Source organism: Nocardia sp. NPDC046473, from assembly GCF_040645995.1.
Classification (GTDB): Bacteria; Actinomycetota; Actinomycetes; order Mycobacteriales; family Mycobacteriaceae; genus Nocardia.
The window spans coordinates 40,274-54,753 of the sequence record NZ_JBEYZJ010000006.1 but is presented as its reverse complement, the minus strand read 5'-3'; the positions used below and the strand labels follow the sequence as shown (position 1 = coordinate 54,753).

Below are 14,480 nucleotides of genomic sequence, written 5' to 3'. Positions count from 1 at the left end.
GCAGAAGACGCGACGCGGCAGGTGGCGACCGCTCAGGTACCGCTGAAGTATTTGTTCGCGGTGCGCACAGCCCAGTTCGGCGCGTACTTCGCGGCGACCGCCAGGACCTTTGCCTGCGCGCCGATCTCGTAGTGCACCCTGGGCAGCCTGCCGCGCTTGCGGGTGGCGTCCCAGATGCCCGCCGCGACGTCCTCGGCGGTGAGCCGGACGCCGAGCGACTTCGTCGTGCCGGTTTCCACCCCGTTCACCATGGCGGTGTCCACGAACAGCGGCCAGATCGCGATCACCCGGATGTCGTGGTGCTCCCATTCGAGATCCAAGGCCTCCGTGAGGCTTTTGACCGCGGCCTTGCTCGCGCCGTAGCTGGCGAGTTCCGGCTGGCCGTAGATGGCCGACGCCGAACACAGGTTCACCACCTGGGCGCCCGGAGTGTCACGCAAGTAACTGAACGCGGTGTGCGTGCCGGTGAGCACGCCGCCGAGGTTGACGTCGATGATCGTCTGATGGGCGGATAGTTCGAGGCCCTCGAACGGGCCCGCACGCAGAATGCCGGCGTTGTTGATCAGAATGTCCAACTGCCCGGCGTCCGCGTGGAACTCGGCGAGCCGCTCGGCCCACTGGGTGGCGTTCGTCACATCGAGCATCCCGGTGTGCACGCTGCCACCCGTGCCCGTGACGTCGGCCGCGAGCCTGGTCAAGCCGACTTCATCGATGTCGTAGGCGCCGACGTGGTACCCCTGCGCAGCGAAAAGCAGGGCCGTCGCCCGGCCGATCCCGGCCGCGGCACCGGTGATGAACACTGACGGTCTGCCCATACCGCGCAGTCTAGTGCGGCCGACCAGGTACGACCGGGCTTCCCAGAGCCGCCACCGGTCATTTACCCTGCATTCCAGTGGTCGGCGCCATTGTTGGTGCGCAACTTCGCTTTTCGAACGCGGCGCACCGACCTCCAGGAGCGCTTGCGAGCGCGAATGCGCGAGGCCGCACCGACGAGGAGGTCGCGATGACAGCCGATGTCATCGGCACTGCCGATACGGAGCCCGCCCTAGCGGACGGGAAACCGCTGCTGCCGAGTAAGGACCCGTTCCATCGGCCGCCCAAGGGTTTCGCGGCCAAGCCGCCCGGCACCATCCTGCGCAGCCGCAAGATCGAGCTCGCGCTGTTCGGTGTTGTGCCGCAGCAGGTCTCGGCTTGGCAGCTGCTCTACCGCAGCTGCGACATGCACGGCACGCCGGAGGCGGCGATCACCACGGTGCTGTTGCCGCTGGACGCCGATCCGCGAGAAGACCGGCCGCTACTGGCCTTTCAGACCGCGATGGATGCCGTCACCGAGAAATGTTCTCCTTCTTACGCATTGCGCTACGGCGCCCGCGCGCTCGGCTCGGTCACCCAGTTCGAGTGGCTGCTGGTCGCGAACGCCCTGCGCCGCGGCTGGGCGGTGAGCATCGCCGATCACGAGGGCCCGCGCGGAAACTTCGGCGCGCCACGCGAACCCGGCTACCGCGCGCTCGACGGCGTGCGCGCCGCGCAGCGGTTCACCCCGCTCGGCCTCGGCCCGCACACGTCGATCGCGGTGTGGGGTTATTCCGGCGGCGGCATGGCCAGCGCCTGGATGGTCGAGATGGCCCCGACCTACGCCCCGGAACTCGACATCGTCGGCGCGGTGCTCGGCGCACCGGTCGGCGACCCGGGCCAGGTGTTCGCCCGATTGAACGGCACCAACTACGCGGGCCTGCCCGCCATCGTGATCGCGGCGCTGCGCAGGCTCTATCCGGTGCTCGGCACGATGCTGCAGAACGAACTCACCCTGGACGGCCGCCGTTTCGTGGCCCGTGCGGAAAACGCGACGCCGTTCGGCGCCATCTTCGGCCTGGCCAACAAGCGGATGGACGACTACCTGAGCCGTCCACTCGACGAGTTGATCGCGACGCCGGAGTTCCAGGCCATGTTCGAGGATCTGCGCCTTGGCAATTCGACGCCCACCTGCCCGCTGCTGGTGGTACAGCCGATCCACGATCAAGTGATCCATATGGACGGCATCGACGGTCAGGTCGAGCGCTACCGGCGCAGCGGCGCGCAGGTCAGCTATGTGCGCGACCGGCTCAGCGAGCACTTCTCGCTGCTACCGCTGGCCACCCCGATCAGTCTGGAGTGGCTCGCGGACCGGCTGGCCGGGCAACCGGTGAGCGACGTGGGCGACCGCACTGTGTGGTCGGTCGCCGCATCACTGACCGGAGCGCGTGGCCTGTACGAGATGGTGGTGACTGCGGCCAAGGTCGCGCTGGGCCGACCGCTGCGACAGGAGAGCGCGCAGGTGGCCAGGATCGACCGCGCACGCGCCGCCTGACCTCCCGATGGACGGCAAGCACGCACTCGATTGCCGCACCACCGCGCCGATGCTGGACAATGGATGCCGTGAACGACGCCGCGAACAATACTGCCGAGTCAGTTCCGGGCCCGCCGTCCACAGGTCCGGCCCAGAATGCGGGTGAGCCCCGGAACAACACCGGCTCTCGCCTGTACCCACGCGTAACCAGCTTCCGGTCGCGCCGTGGCGCGCTGACCGCGACACAGCAGCAATCGTGGGCCCGCATGTGGCCGGCGATCGGCCGCGAGGTCGCCGACGAACCGCTGGACGCCGCCGCCTGGTTCGGCCGCGAAGCGCCCCTGGTCGTCGAAATCGGCTGCGGCACCGGCACGGCCACCTCGGCGATGGCACAGGCCGAACCGCACCTGAACCTGATCGGCATCGAGGTGTACCGGCCCGGGCTCGCCCAACTGGTGCAGCGCATCGAACGCCAGCAGATCGACAACATTCGGCTGCTGCGCGGCGACGCCGTCGACGTGCTGGAAAACATGATTGCTACCGAATCGCTGACCGGCGTTCGAGTCTTCTTTCCGGACCCGTGGCCGAAGGCGCGTCATCACAAACGGCGCCTGCTGCAGCCCGCGACTTTCGCGTTGATCGCCAATCGACTAAAACCGGGCGGTGTGTTGCATGTCGCGACAGACCACGCCGACTACGCGGAACACATTGCCGCGGTAGGCGCGGAAGAACCGCTGCTCAAAGGCCTTAACGAGGCCACAGGTGGCGTCAGCGCGGAGCATCGGGACAGCGCGCCGATCGGTTTCGAAAGGCCCGTCACGAAATTCGAGGGCAAGGCACATCGTGCCGGTAGCGCCATTACTGAGCTCATATGGGGGAAGATTCAATTATGAGTGTCAGTGAGATGGCCCACGAGGTGGTCGATGTTGCCGGGGAGGTGCAGGGAACCGGATCGGAAGGTCTGGGTGGCGCAACGCCGGATGTGCGCCGGGTCCTGCTGGTGTGGGATGCCCCGAACCTCGACATGGGTCTCGGGGCCATTCTCGGCGGGCGGCCGACCGCGGCCTACCGGCCCCGGTTCGACGCGCTCGGCCGCTGGCTGCTGGCCCGCACGGCCGAACTGTCGGTCGGCACCGTGCACCGGGTCGAACCGGAAGCGACCGTCTTCACCAACATCGCGCCCGGCACCGCCGATGTGGTGCGGCCGTGGGTCGAGGCGCTGCGCAACGTCGGCTACGCGGTATTCGCGAAGCCGAAGATCGACGAGGACTCCGATGTCGACGCGGACATGCTCGCGCACATCGAACTGCGCAGCCGCGGTGCCGGACTGGCCGGCATCATGGTCGCCTCGGCCGACGGCCAGGCGTTCCGGGAACCACTCGAGGAACTCGCCGCGAGCGGAATACCTTGTCAGGTACTCGGCTTCCGCGAGCATGCCAGTTGGGCCGTCACATCCGATACCCTCGAGTTCATCGATCTCGAGGACATCCCGGGCGTGTTCCGTGAACCGCTGCCCAGGGTCAGCCTCGACTCGCTGCCCGACGAGGGCGCCTGGCTGCAGCCGTTCCGGCCGCTGACGGCGCTGCTCACCTCTCGCCCAGCGCAAGGAGTCGCTTAAGTGTTCACACGCTGGGGCGATCTGGTCTACAAGCTGCGCTTCGGCGTCATCGGTATCGTCGCGGCCGCGCTGTTGGCGCTGGGCGGATACGGCCTCGGTTTGGGAGACCACCTCAGCTCCAGCGGGTGGGACGACCCGACGTCGGAGTCCTCGCGGGGCGCGCAGATCGCGGACGCCGCGTTCGGGCGCGACCACAACAGTGACGTCATCGTGCTGTACACCGCGCCGGACGGTAAGACGATCGATGATCCGGATTTCAAGCAGAAGGTCGTCGACAGCCTGAACCGGCTCCCGCACGACTACCCGGAGATCAGCAAGATCAACGGCGCCTACTGGCCGACCGAGACCGGTCAGACATCGCCGCTGACCTTCGGTTCCAAGGACAAGAAGTACACCTTCGCGTCGATCGCCATCAAGGGCAACAACGACACCGAGATGCTGAACAACTTCCGGAAAGTGAAGGACGTCTTCACTATTCCGGGAGTAGACGTGCAGGTCGCCGGCCTGCAGGCGGTGGCGGGCACGCTGAACGACACCATGGCCGAGGACCAGCACCGGATGGAGATCCTGGCCATCCCCGCCGTCGCGGTGTTGCTGTTCTTCATCTTCGGCGGTCTGGTCGCCGCCGGGCTGCCGCTGATCGTCGGTGGCCTCACGGTGATCGGCGCGCAGGGCATCGTGCTGTTCATCACCAGATTCACCGAGGTGAATTCGTTCGTCGCGCCGGTTGTTTCGATGATCGGTCTCGGGCTGGCGATCGACTACGGCCTGTTCATCGTGAGCAGATTCCGCGAGGAACTCGCCGAGGGCTACAGCACTCCCGCCGCGGTACGCCGATCGGTGATGACCGCGGGCCGCACCGTCGTGTTCTCCGCGACCATGATCATCGCCAGCCTCGGCGGCATGCTGCTGTTTCCGCAGGGCTTCCTGAAATCGATCGCCTACGGGTCCATCGCCACGGTCTCGCTGGCGGCGCTGACCTCGATCACCATCCTGCCCGCGATGCTGGGCGTGCTCGGACCCCGAGTGGATATGTTCGGGCTCAAGCGGTTCCGCAAGACCAAGACCGCCGACGAGGTGGAGAACGGCTTCTGGGGCAAGTCCACCCGCTGGGTGATGCAGCATCCGCTCAAGATCGCTATCCCGATCTGCATCCTGTTGCTGCTGCTGATCATTCCGGTCAAGAACCTCGCCTTCGGCGGCATCAACGAGCGATATCTGCCGCCGGACAACACAACCCGGCTCGCGCAGGCGAAGTTCGACTCGATCTTCCCGCTGCGCAAATCCGATCCGATCCAGCTGGTGTTCGTCTCCGACGACAGCAACAAGGTCGGCAAGGCCTGGACCGCGGCCAAGCAGGCGCCCGGCCTCAACGGCACCTTCGACGTGCCGTCCCGCTCCAATTCCGATAACCAGGTCTATCGCACCAGCGCGACCCTCGCCGACTCCGAGGACGCCGACCCGACCATCGAATATCTGCGCTCGATCGACGTGCCCGACGGCGTGACCATGTACGTCGGCGGGCAGCCGGTGATCCAGAAGGACAGCATCGACGCGCTGCTGCACCGCATGCCGTTGATGATCGGGCTGGTCCTGCTCGTCACCACGCTGCTGATGTTCCTCACCTTCGGCTCGCTGGTGCTGCCGATCAAGGCCGCGCTGATGAGCGCCCTCGGATTGGGTTCCACGCTCGGCATTTTGACGTGGATCTTTGTTGACGGGCACGGGGCCGGGCTGCTGAACTTCACGCCGCAGCCGATCATGTCGCCGGTGCTGGTGCTGATCATCGCGGTGATCTACGGCCTGTCCACCGACTACGAGGTCTTCCTGCTGTCCCGCATGGTGGAGGCACGCACGCAAGGCGCCTCGACCACCGAGGCGGTCCGCATCGGTACCGCGCAGACCGGCCGCATCATCACCGCGGCCGCGCTGATCCTGCTCGTGGTCACCGGCGCATTCGCGTTCTCGGATCTGGTGATGATGCAGTACCTCGCGTACGGCATGATCGCCGCGCTGTTCATCGACGCCACCATCCTGCGCATGCTGCTGGTGCCCGCGACCATGAAGCTGCTCGGCGACGACTGCTGGTGGGCACCCGCCTGGATGAAGAAGATCCAGCAGAAGATCGGGCTCGGCGAGCCCATCCTCGACGACGAACGGCCCGGCGGCGGCGAGGTGGTCGACCTGGTCAAGACGACACCGATCACCGATCCGGTCACCATGCAGATCCCCGCCATCGACAACGGCAATCGGCCGCGCAAACCCCGGCGGCCGCGCACGGTGGAGGAGATCGAGGCCGAGGCGCCCACCCAGCATCTCAACAAGGTGCCGCCCGCGGCGCCGAAGCCGCCCGGGACTCCGGCGCCGGCCCCGCTCGACCCGACTCGGCAGCGGCCGACCCCACCGTCGGGGTTCATGTCGGATCCGAACATGCCGCGTCCCGTAGGGCCTTCGGGGACCGGGGCGCCTACCGGAGTCAGTCCGAACGGGCAGCCGCCCATACCTTTCCCGGCGATTCCGCACGACCCCACCGGGCCGCGACCGGCTCCGCCCGCGCTGCCATTCGACATCGGTGGCGCTCGGCCCGAAGCGTCGGCGGGGACCTCGTTCTCGGCGTTCGAATCGCCTGCGGCAAGTTCGTTCGAGCCGCCTGCGCCGCCGGCAGTTTCGACACCGCCGGTTCCGGCACCGCCCGTCCACGGAGCGAGACGTCCCGAGGCCAAGTTCGAGCCGACGCAGCCGACACCGTCGCTGGCACCCTTGGATCCGCCCGCATACACCGAATTCATCGCGCCGCGCCAGGATCCGCCTGCCCCCGTGGAGCCGCCCACGCACCACGCCGCACCCGAACCCGCTGCGGCGGCGCCGACCGACTCCACCGATACCGGTGACCTCAACCGCAACAGCATCGAAGATTGGATGGCCGGACTCCGCTCCTCCCGCCGTCCCGGCAAGACGGACGAGGGTCGTCATTCCGGTGGCGACGGGCGCACCGTCAGCGTTAACGAACTGCTTCGCCGGCGCGACCGGGAGTAGTTCGGGCGCAGCGCCGTAGCGTGGTGGCGAGCCCGGGTTTCGGCCGCCACCACCGTATTTCGATGGTGCCGCTGGCCATTTCGTGCGACGACGGCGGTCACGTCCGCATTGCCGCTGTGCCACACCGGAAGTGGCATCCGAGGTGGGTTCAGCCGGCTTTGTTCGATGCTCGACGCTTTCCCCGATCCACGACCTCTTGCCGCGTCACCCGCAGCCGGGGAAACGGCGACAGGAAAGTCACTACGGTAGCCACGAAGGCCGCGACACCGACGAGCAGGCAACTCTCGTACCACTTCATGCGAGATTCACCCCTTTCCGCTCGTGCCGAAGAACGCCGTTCGAGTTCGACGAATACGACGGAGACCGGCGAATCGGACCACCCAGAGCATAAGAGCCGAGACAATGCACAGCCCCGCGAAAGCAACCCAGGCGGCCCGCTGCTCGATCGACGACGCGTAGCTCAAACACAGTACGGCCAGCACTAGGAGACCCAGCGATCCGAAGATACTTATCTGCCGAATCATGCGAGCCAGCACGGCCAGATCCGCATTGGCCACCGTATCGATTTCGGTCGCATTCCGCTTCGGCGAGAAGACCAATCTCATCGCACGTTGCGCCGCATTGTTTTCAGCCGTACGCAGCACCCCTCGTGACACCAGGAACAGTGCTACCAGAGTTCCACCCAATGACCAAAGCAGCATTTCCAGAATGCCGCCGAACAAGGGCGTTCCCAATAACGCGAAGACCCTGTCGACAGCGAAGACAATGACGAATGTGCCACCGAACAACAGCAGCCTCGTCGGCCAGACCGCAAAACGAGATGACGTCATCGATTGCTCTCCGATCGCCGGGCGCTGGAGTTCATCGAAATCCCTTCGTTCATCATACGCGCTGCTCAGACGGCAATCCGGGTGGTGTTGCCGCTCCCGGTCCCGGCTGCGGCACCGGGAGCGCCTCTCGGATCGACCGGAGTGGATGGCTGCTCCTGGGGGTTTTGTGGTTCCGGTGCGGGCGGTGGAGTTTCCGGTTTAGATGGATCGGCCCCGACCCGATCACGCTTCGCCTGGTTCGCGGGAGTTCGCACCTGCTTCGGCGAATGCTCGTGCGTACCTGGTGCCGACGACGAGGAGTAGGACTCCGACGGCGAGGAAGGCGGCGACGCGGACGAGGCCGTCGAGGGTGGCGAGGTCGAACAGGAAGAGTTTGGCCAAAGCTGCTGCGGTGACCAGTAAGCCGGAGCCGAGGGCGAGTTTGGCTACCGCGGTGGCCTTGCCGATATTGCGGAGTCCGTAGAACAGAGCGGCGGTGGCGCCTGCCATCCACAGGATGGTTGCGGCGCTGTGGCCGATGACGAAGCCGTCGTCCGCGCCGGTCGCGATGCCGATCGAGACTGTCGCGGCGGTTACCGCGTACAAGCCGGCGATACTTGCGACGATCCACTGCAGTTCGGCAGTGCGCTGCAGGCTCGGCAGTTTTCGCGCGCACCATACAGCCACGGCAACCACTGCGATAGCGAGCACTGCTCCTAGCACCGTCGAGATGCTCAGGCTTTCCATCGAACGCCGCTGGGAAGCAAGGACATCCGGCCCCGCGACGTTCAGGAAGGCGAAAGCGCCGAGTGCCGCGAAGGCCGCGCCGATGCCCGCCGCGACGCTGGAGCGTCGTTGGCCTGCCACGCCGAGGAAGCCCAAGGCCACCAGGAACCACGCGGCTGGCAAGGTTCGCGGATCGGTCACCGCGACACAGACTTCGAGCAACGCGATGGAACCCGCGACGGCGGCGACCACCGCGGTGTGGCTCGGAATCTTTACTATCCCAGCCAATTTCGGCACAAGCGCGGTTCCGGCCACCGCCAGCAACACCACTGCGAAGATCCCCGCGATCGTTGCCGCGACGGGACGATCGACCTCATACAGCCCCGGCGCGGCCAGCATCGGCACCGTTGCCAGCGCGAGCATCAGCGAGGCGGTGAGATCACTGGGCCTGCGACGGACCACCAGAACGGTCCCGACCAGCCCCACCGCTGCCACCGCCACGGCGGCGAGCAGCAGCAGTGGCCGCTCACCGTCCGAAGGACCACTCAGAATCGCCCCAGCGATCAGCTGGAACGTGGCCAGCACCGCGGGCACGGTCCGCACCACATGCAGATACGGCCAATCCCGCACCAATTGCACCGGTACACAAGCCAACTGCAACACGATCAGGAACGCCAGCAACACCAGCTCCGTCGTCAGCACCGGTGACAACACCGCCGCGCCGACCACGACCAACACCGCCAATGGCTGCGACTGCCACCGCATCGCCAGTGCGACACCGATAGCCGCGACACCGAACGCCACCGCAAACCCGATCACCGGATGCAACCAGTGGTAAATCGAAGTCACCGCAACAACATCGAGATACGCCCCCGCAATTCCGGTGGCCGCCAACGCAATCCCGCCGACCCGGCCACCGACCCGGCCGAACACCCGTATCCCGGCCGCCACCAGCGCCGCCGAGAACAATGCGCCCGCAACAACCCTCGGCACCGGCCCGAACAACCCCGCCTGCGCGGCCAGCACCAACAGCATCACCACACCGATCAACGTGACGGCCACCCCCGCCACCGCGAGCACCCGACTGATCACCCCATCCCGCTGCCACCACGGCGTATGCGGAACCGGCGGCCCCAGCCGCGGCGGAGGCGGCGGCCGCATCCCCGGTGGCAGCATCGGCGCACTCATCGGCGGCACCGCGCCACGCGACGGCATCCGCCCGGCCTGCCGCGGCATCGCCCCACCCGGCGCCCCGGCAGCCCACCCGGGCGCAGCCGGAGCAAACCGCGGAACATACGTCGGCGGCACAGCCGAACTCGGCGGAACCATCCCGAGCGGAACCTGCTGCTCCACCCGCGGCACCTGCGCCGACGGCCCCGCCACCGGCGCACCTTCGGCCGGAGCGACCGCCGAAACCCCCTGCACCCCAAACGAACTCCCCACAACCTGAGCCCGCAACAATTCCAAATCCCGCCCAAGCACCCCCATCTGCGCCCCCAACGCAGAGAACTCCCCCGAAATGCGCGAAATCAACACCGGATCGATAGATGTGGTCATAACCCCATGCTGGCCGCCTACCCCACCCACCAGCATGAGTAGTTACCCCCGGTAGACCCCGAATATCTACCCGACATCAGCTAGGACACTGTCGCGGCCAGGAGATTTGCCGGCCTAACCCAACGGTCGCGCTACTGGAACGACCCGCAGCAACTTATCCAAACCCCGGTAGTCATCCGGGTTGGTCGTGAACAACGGCAAGTCTTCGGCAACCGCAGTAGCAGCGATCATCAAGTCCGCGAGGCGCCTTCGAGGCTTTCGGCCGATCGCGACGACTGCCGCCGATACTCGTCCGTACACACGCGCAGCCTCTACATCGAACGGGATCGGATCGAATTCACTTTCAGCCCGTTGTAGGACGTCGAGCCGCCGGGCCCGTTCCTCGTGCTCGTCATAGTCACCCTGCTCATCGTTACGACGCACCTCATGCGGCCCTGACGACAACTGAGCCAGCGTGATGGCACTGATGGCCATGCTCGCAGGAAGCAGCGCGGAATCGATGTGTCGACGCAGGATCAGGATGTTGGTATCGAGCAGCCCGAATTCCGGAACCTCATCGGTCATACGGACTACTCGCTTCGGTGTCAACCGCAGCGTCCTGATCAGCCCTGAACGCTTCGAGATCGATGTCCGGAGCATTCCGTGACATCGCCGCGAAATCTTCTCGACTGACGAACCGTCGCTTGCGACGCAACGGGATCAACTCGCCGATCCGGTGGCCGTCTCGGGTGACCGTGAACGACCGTCCATGCTCGACGGCATCCATGATCTCCTTGGACTTGTTTCGCAGGTCCCGCTGCGTAATCTCGGGTTGAAGAGACATACCTCGAGGGTATAGAGCACGTAGCACCTTGCGCTTCTGAGTGGCACCACAAGTATCGCCGACTGGGCAAAGGCGGGCGGGCTCGCCGACCGACCCCCAGCCCGGTGAGGCGGGTGGGGGGGCGGTCTCGGCGGGTGGTCAGGGAGTGGCGGTTTGGCGGGTGGTTGCCTGGTGGATGGCGTTGATCACGGCTTGGCGTGGCGGCATGCGGAGGGCGCCGGGGGCCGGTTCGCCTGCCCAATGCCAGCCGAGGGTGGAGTCGGTGGTGGGGAGGAGGATGTGGTGGCCGCCGGGGACGATGGTGACGTGGTGACCGGCCAGGTAGCGGCGGACGGGGACCTCGACGGGGTGGGCCGGGGTCGGTGGGGTGACCAGGAAGGTCCAGCTGCGTTCGCCGGGGTCGGCGATCACCGGGGCGGTGTGCGTGCGGTCCAGGATGGCGAGGACCTTGCGGCCCAGGTCAGGCGGCATGACGATGGCGCCGAGGATGGAGCCGGTGGTGACCATCGGGCGCCCGGCCAGCAGTTGTACCGGGAGGCCGTACAGATCGCGGAGCAGGTGGGCGATATCGAGGGGGGTATGACAGCGCTCGAACATGGATTTACCCTTCGGCGAGAACAGCGGACCGGATCGCGGAGGTCGTCGTTCGGCGGAGCGGGCCGTGCTGTTCGCGCACGCGCTGCAGGTGGCGTGCGGTGACGCCGCGGTAGGTCGGTAAAGCCGTGCGGGAGAGTCGGGTGCTGCGATGGCTCGCGGGTCCCAGCGCGCGATCGGCGCGCTTGCCCTGCACAGAGGTGTTCGGCATGGTGTTCATTTGCCGCCGCCCTTTGCTATCAAAGTTGCAGAAAGGCAACGGTATTCCATCCAGCAGTGAACGAGTCGTACGTAATGTCCCACTTTGGTCGAGTTCGGTGATTTAGCGTCGTACCCTGAAACCCAGATTTAACAAAAGGAATTGGGTACATGGACGATTCGTCGATCGGCGTTCGCATCCGAATGTTCCGCGGCAAGGCGCTCACCCAGCGCCAGCTCGCGGATCAGGCCGGAGTCAGCGTCGACCTGGTGCGCAAACTCGAGCAGGGCGGCCGCCAGACCGCCTCGATCGCCAGCCTGCAGAAGCTGGCCCGCGCACTGGATGTGGACATCGCCGACCTCATCGGTAAACGCGCAGGCGTGCCGTCCAGCGATCCCGATTCGGGCATCGTCGCCATCCGCCGCGCGCTGACCCCGGTCGACGATCTGCTCGGCGAGACCAACGAGGAGGCGGCGATCAGCCTCGACGACGGCCGCCGCGCCGTCGATTACGCGTGGGGCGCCTACTGGGTCGGCCGCTACGAACTGCTCACCTCGATCCTGCCGTCGGGACTCACCCAGCTGCGGGCCACCGTCCATGCCGCGCGCAACGGCTCGGTCGCGCTGGCGAATGAGCTGCTGGCCCGGATGTATTGGGTCACCGGCTGCACGCTGGTGCACCTCGGCCAGACCGATCCGGCGTTCCTGGCGATCCGGCAGGCGCTCGCGGCGGCCGAGGACGGCAACGACCCGCTACTGCTCGGCACCATCCGCGGCTCGGTCGCCTGGCAGTTGCTGGTGCAGGGCCGCTATGACGAATCGCGCCGGGTCGCGTTGCGTGCGGCGGCGAGCTTGGAGCCGTCCGGCGAGGTCACCCCCGAGCACCTGTCCGCGTACGGGTCGCTGGTCTTGCTGAGCGCGACCGCCGCGGGCCGGGCGCAGGCGATACCCGACGCGTTGTCGCTGGTCGAGGCCGCGGGCGAGGTCGCGCTGCGGCTCGGCAGCGATCGCCGGGACTACGAAACCTATTTCGGCCCTTCGCAAGTCGTCATGCAGACGGTCGACGTCAACGTGTCCTCCGAGCGCTATCCCGAGGCGTTGGCCGCCGCCAAGGCGATGCCCGCCAACGGCGGCCTCCCGCAGGCCTCCCGGGCCCGCCATCTCACCGACACCGCGGTCGCGCTGACCCGCACCGGTCAGCACCAGCGCGCACTCGACACGCTGCTCACCGCCGAACGAGTGGGCGGCGCGGACTGGCTCAAATATCAGTCGCTGCCGCGCCACATCGTTTCCGAACTGCTCGATCACGACCGCCGAGTCCCGTTGCGCGCCTTCGCCCGCCGGATCGGCGTCAACACCTGACCCCGAACGGTCAGTGGCCCATCATGCGACGCCAGTGCGCCATGAAGGTGTGCTTGGCGGTGATGGAGCCGAACCGGATGCGACCGCGCACGACCAGGTGCAATGGTCCGAACGGCGGTCCGGTGCGCACCTTGTTGTTCACGCTGGAGCCGATCAGGTCGACGTCGTCGAGGTCGACGGTCGCCTCGGTGGGCAGGATCAGCGTGAGTGAGCTGCAGTAGTCATCGACGGTCAACTCGACCACCTGGGTCGACATGATCGCCTCGGTGAAATCCAGGGTCACCCCGGAGAGCCAGTTGTTGAGCTGCAGCGACGGCGCGACATGCCATGGCCCGCGCCTGCTCACCCCGGACAGGCGAGAGCGGATCACGCCGCCGGGCGCGCTGGGCCCGGCGAGCGGGGACGGTGCCGGACGGTGCTGCTTCACGAACGAGGGCGCGGTATTCACGAAGGTCGACGGCGGCGCGGCGGGCCGGCCGACCAGGCGGACGCCGGGCAGATCGATGAGCACGGCATTCAGTTCGCCGCGGGTCTTCGCGGCCAGCGCGGTGTCCATCCGCTCGGTGAACTCACCGAGCGAGAGCATGCCCAGCCCGACGGCGCGCTGCAGCAGCTGGCCGACGTGCTCGCGTTCGACGTCGGACACGCGTAGATCCCGGTCGCCTATCGCGTCTCCGGAGCCGACGCCATTGGATTCCGATTCGGGTCCGCCCATGATTCGAGATTACCGATCCGCGGGCCGCGATGTATCAGGGCGATCCCGGATAACGGTGTACGACTTTCGGGCAGCTCTTACTCGTCGAGGCCCTGCTCGATCGCGTAACGGGTGAGCTCGACCCGGTTGGCCAGCTGCAGCTTGCGCAGCGTCGCCTGGACGTGATTTTCCACGGTCCGATGACTCAGCCCGAGTCGCGACGCGATCTGCTTGGCGGACAACCCCTTTGCCACCATCCGCAGCACCTCGGTCTCCCGATCGGTCAGCGCCGGACGGTGCGGCTCGTCGGGTTCGGCCGGTGTGGTGGCCATCCGCCGGTATTCGCCGAGGACCAGGCCCGCCAGGCCGGGCGTGAAGACCGGCTGTCCGGCGGCGGTCGCGTGCACCGCCTCGATCAGCTCCGCTACCGACGCGCTCTTCACCAGATAACCCGAGGCGCCCGCCTTGATCGCGTCGAGCACGTCGTCGCGTTCGGCCGACGCCGAGAGCACCAGCACCCGGCTGTCCGGCGAGACGCGCAGCACCTCGGCGGTGGCCTGCGCGCCGTTCCCGTCGGGCAACTGCATGTCCATCAGCACCACGGCGGGCCGCACCGCCGCCGCCCGCCTGGTCGCCGCGCCGACCCCGTCCGCGGTGGCGGCGACGTGGAAGCCCGCCTCGGTGAGGTCGCGCGAGACGCCGTCGCGCCACATCGGGTGGTCGTCCACCACCATCAC

General features: G+C 67.0%; 14 protein-coding genes. 5 read left to right on the top strand and 9 right to left on the bottom strand.

From position 1 onward, the window contains the following. Positions 1-32: 32 nt before the first annotated feature. Entirely contained in the window at positions 33-815 is a 783-nt protein-coding gene (locus ABZ942_RS21775) for an SDR family oxidoreductase (protein WP_357384691.1), read from the bottom strand. 188 nt (positions 816-1,003) lie between these two features. Here ABZ942_RS21775 and ABZ942_RS21770 point away from each other — a divergent pair, with 188 nt between their 5' ends. Genes ABZ942_RS21770 through ABZ942_RS21755 form a run of 4 tightly spaced genes read left to right on the top strand, consistent with a single transcriptional unit; the run spans position 1,004 to position 6,980 of the window. Beyond that, positions 1,004-2,347, top strand: coding sequence for a lipase family protein (locus ABZ942_RS21770; protein WP_357384689.1), 1,344 nt, complete (start codon positions 1,004-1,006; stop codon positions 2,345-2,347). 59 nt (positions 2,348-2,406) lie between these two features. Beyond that, complete coding sequence (gene trmB / locus ABZ942_RS21765) at positions 2,407-3,219, top strand: tRNA (guanosine(46)-N7)-methyltransferase TrmB (RefSeq protein WP_357384688.1); 813 nt, start codon at positions 2,407-2,409, stop codon at positions 3,217-3,219. Next, positions 3,216-3,944 carry an NYN domain-containing protein gene (locus tag ABZ942_RS21760; protein WP_357384686.1) on the top strand — a complete coding sequence of 243 codons (729 nt, stop codon included), beginning with the start codon at positions 3,216-3,218 and terminating at the stop codon, positions 3,942-3,944. Before trmB ends, ABZ942_RS21760 begins: the two co-directional genes overlap by 4 nt. Next, on the top strand, positions 3,945-6,980 hold the full coding sequence (locus ABZ942_RS21755; RefSeq protein WP_357384684.1) for an MMPL family transporter: 3,036 nt from the start codon (positions 3,945-3,947) through the stop codon (positions 6,978-6,980). It abuts the gene before it with no gap. Between the two features lie 305 nt (positions 6,981-7,285). Here the strand turns inward: ABZ942_RS21755 and ABZ942_RS21750 are convergent, their stop codons facing one another. From ABZ942_RS21750 to ABZ942_RS21725, 6 genes are all read right to left on the bottom strand, one after another. Then, on the bottom strand, positions 7,286-7,810 hold the full coding sequence (locus ABZ942_RS21750) for a hypothetical protein (protein WP_357384682.1): 525 nt from the start codon (positions 7,808-7,810) through the stop codon (positions 7,286-7,288). A gap of 222 nt (positions 7,811-8,032) precedes the next feature. Next, a complete protein-coding gene (locus ABZ942_RS21745; RefSeq protein ID WP_357384680.1) occupies positions 8,033-10,072 on the bottom strand; it encodes a DUF2339 domain-containing protein in 2,040 nt (679 codons plus the stop codon). A gap of 114 nt (positions 10,073-10,186) precedes the next feature. After that, the gene (locus tag ABZ942_RS21740) at positions 10,187-10,636 is read right to left on the bottom strand and encodes a type II toxin-antitoxin system VapC family toxin (protein WP_357384678.1); all 450 of its coding nucleotides are present in this window, start codon (positions 10,634-10,636) and stop codon (positions 10,187-10,189) included. Next, on the bottom strand, positions 10,626-10,895 hold the full coding sequence (locus ABZ942_RS21735) for a type II toxin-antitoxin system prevent-host-death family antitoxin (RefSeq protein WP_357384676.1): 270 nt from the start codon (positions 10,893-10,895) through the stop codon (positions 10,626-10,628). Before ABZ942_RS21735 ends, ABZ942_RS21740 begins: the two co-directional genes overlap by 11 nt. Before the next feature lie 138 nt (positions 10,896-11,033). After that, on the bottom strand, positions 11,034-11,492 hold the full coding sequence (locus ABZ942_RS21730; protein WP_357384674.1) for a hypothetical protein: 459 nt from the start codon (positions 11,490-11,492) through the stop codon (positions 11,034-11,036). Between the two features lie 4 nt (positions 11,493-11,496). Then, on the bottom strand, positions 11,497-11,700 hold the full coding sequence (locus ABZ942_RS21725; RefSeq protein WP_357384672.1) for a hypothetical protein: 204 nt from the start codon (positions 11,698-11,700) through the stop codon (positions 11,497-11,499). A gap of 158 nt (positions 11,701-11,858) precedes the next feature. On the opposite strand from ABZ942_RS21725, the gene ABZ942_RS21720 reads away from it, so the two are divergent. Further along, a complete protein-coding gene (locus ABZ942_RS21720) occupies positions 11,859-13,049 on the top strand; it encodes a helix-turn-helix domain-containing protein (RefSeq protein WP_357384670.1) in 1,191 nt (396 codons plus the stop codon). 10 nt (positions 13,050-13,059) lie between these two features. On the opposite strand, the gene ABZ942_RS21715 is transcribed toward ABZ942_RS21720, so the two are convergent. Both ABZ942_RS21715 and ABZ942_RS21710 read right to left on the bottom strand, forming a co-directional pair. Continuing rightward, the gene (locus ABZ942_RS21715) at positions 13,060-13,716 is read right to left on the bottom strand and encodes a DUF1707 domain-containing protein (RefSeq protein WP_357385845.1); all 657 of its coding nucleotides are present in this window, start codon (positions 13,714-13,716) and stop codon (positions 13,060-13,062) included. A 125-nt stretch (positions 13,717-13,841) separates the two neighbouring features. Then, positions 13,842-14,477, bottom strand: a complete 636-nt coding sequence (locus tag ABZ942_RS21710) for a response regulator transcription factor (RefSeq protein ID WP_357385843.1) — start codon at positions 14,475-14,477, stop codon at positions 13,842-13,844. Positions 14,478-14,480 lie beyond the last annotated feature (3 nt).

Bases quoted from the DNA above. Each gene is read 5' to 3' on its own strand.
- ABZ942_RS21775 (WP_357384691.1), bottom strand. From the start codon at position 815: ATGGGCAGACCGTCAGTGTTCATCACCGGTGCCGCGGCCGGGATCGGC.
- ABZ942_RS21740 (WP_357384678.1), bottom strand. From the start codon at position 10,636: ATGACCGATGAGGTTCCGGAATTCGGGCTGCTCGATACCAACATCCTG.
- ABZ942_RS21770 (WP_357384689.1), top strand. From the start codon at position 1,004: ATGACAGCCGATGTCATCGGCACTGCCGATACGGAGCCCGCCCTAGCG.
- ABZ942_RS21730 (WP_357384674.1), bottom strand. From the start codon at position 11,492: ATGTTCGAGCGCTGTCATACCCCCCTCGATATCGCCCACCTGCTCCGC.
- trmB (WP_357384688.1), top strand. From the start codon at position 2,407: ATGGATGCCGTGAACGACGCCGCGAACAATACTGCCGAGTCAGTTCCG.
- ABZ942_RS21760 (WP_357384686.1), top strand. From the start codon at position 3,216: ATGAGTGTCAGTGAGATGGCCCACGAGGTGGTCGATGTTGCCGGGGAG.
- ABZ942_RS21710 (WP_357385843.1), bottom strand. From the start codon at position 14,477: ATGGTGGTGGACGACCACCCGATGTGGCGCGACGGCGTCTCGCGCGAC.
- ABZ942_RS21745 (WP_357384680.1), bottom strand. From the start codon at position 10,072: ATGACCACATCTATCGATCCGGTGTTGATTTCGCGCATTTCGGGGGAG.
- ABZ942_RS21750 (WP_357384682.1), bottom strand. From the start codon at position 7,810: ATGACGTCATCTCGTTTTGCGGTCTGGCCGACGAGGCTGCTGTTGTTC.
- ABZ942_RS21735 (WP_357384676.1), bottom strand. From the start codon at position 10,895: ATGTCTCTTCAACCCGAGATTACGCAGCGGGACCTGCGAAACAAGTCC.
- ABZ942_RS21725 (WP_357384672.1), bottom strand. From the start codon at position 11,700: ATGCCGAACACCTCTGTGCAGGGCAAGCGCGCCGATCGCGCGCTGGGA.
- ABZ942_RS21720 (WP_357384670.1), top strand. From the start codon at position 11,859: ATGGACGATTCGTCGATCGGCGTTCGCATCCGAATGTTCCGCGGCAAG.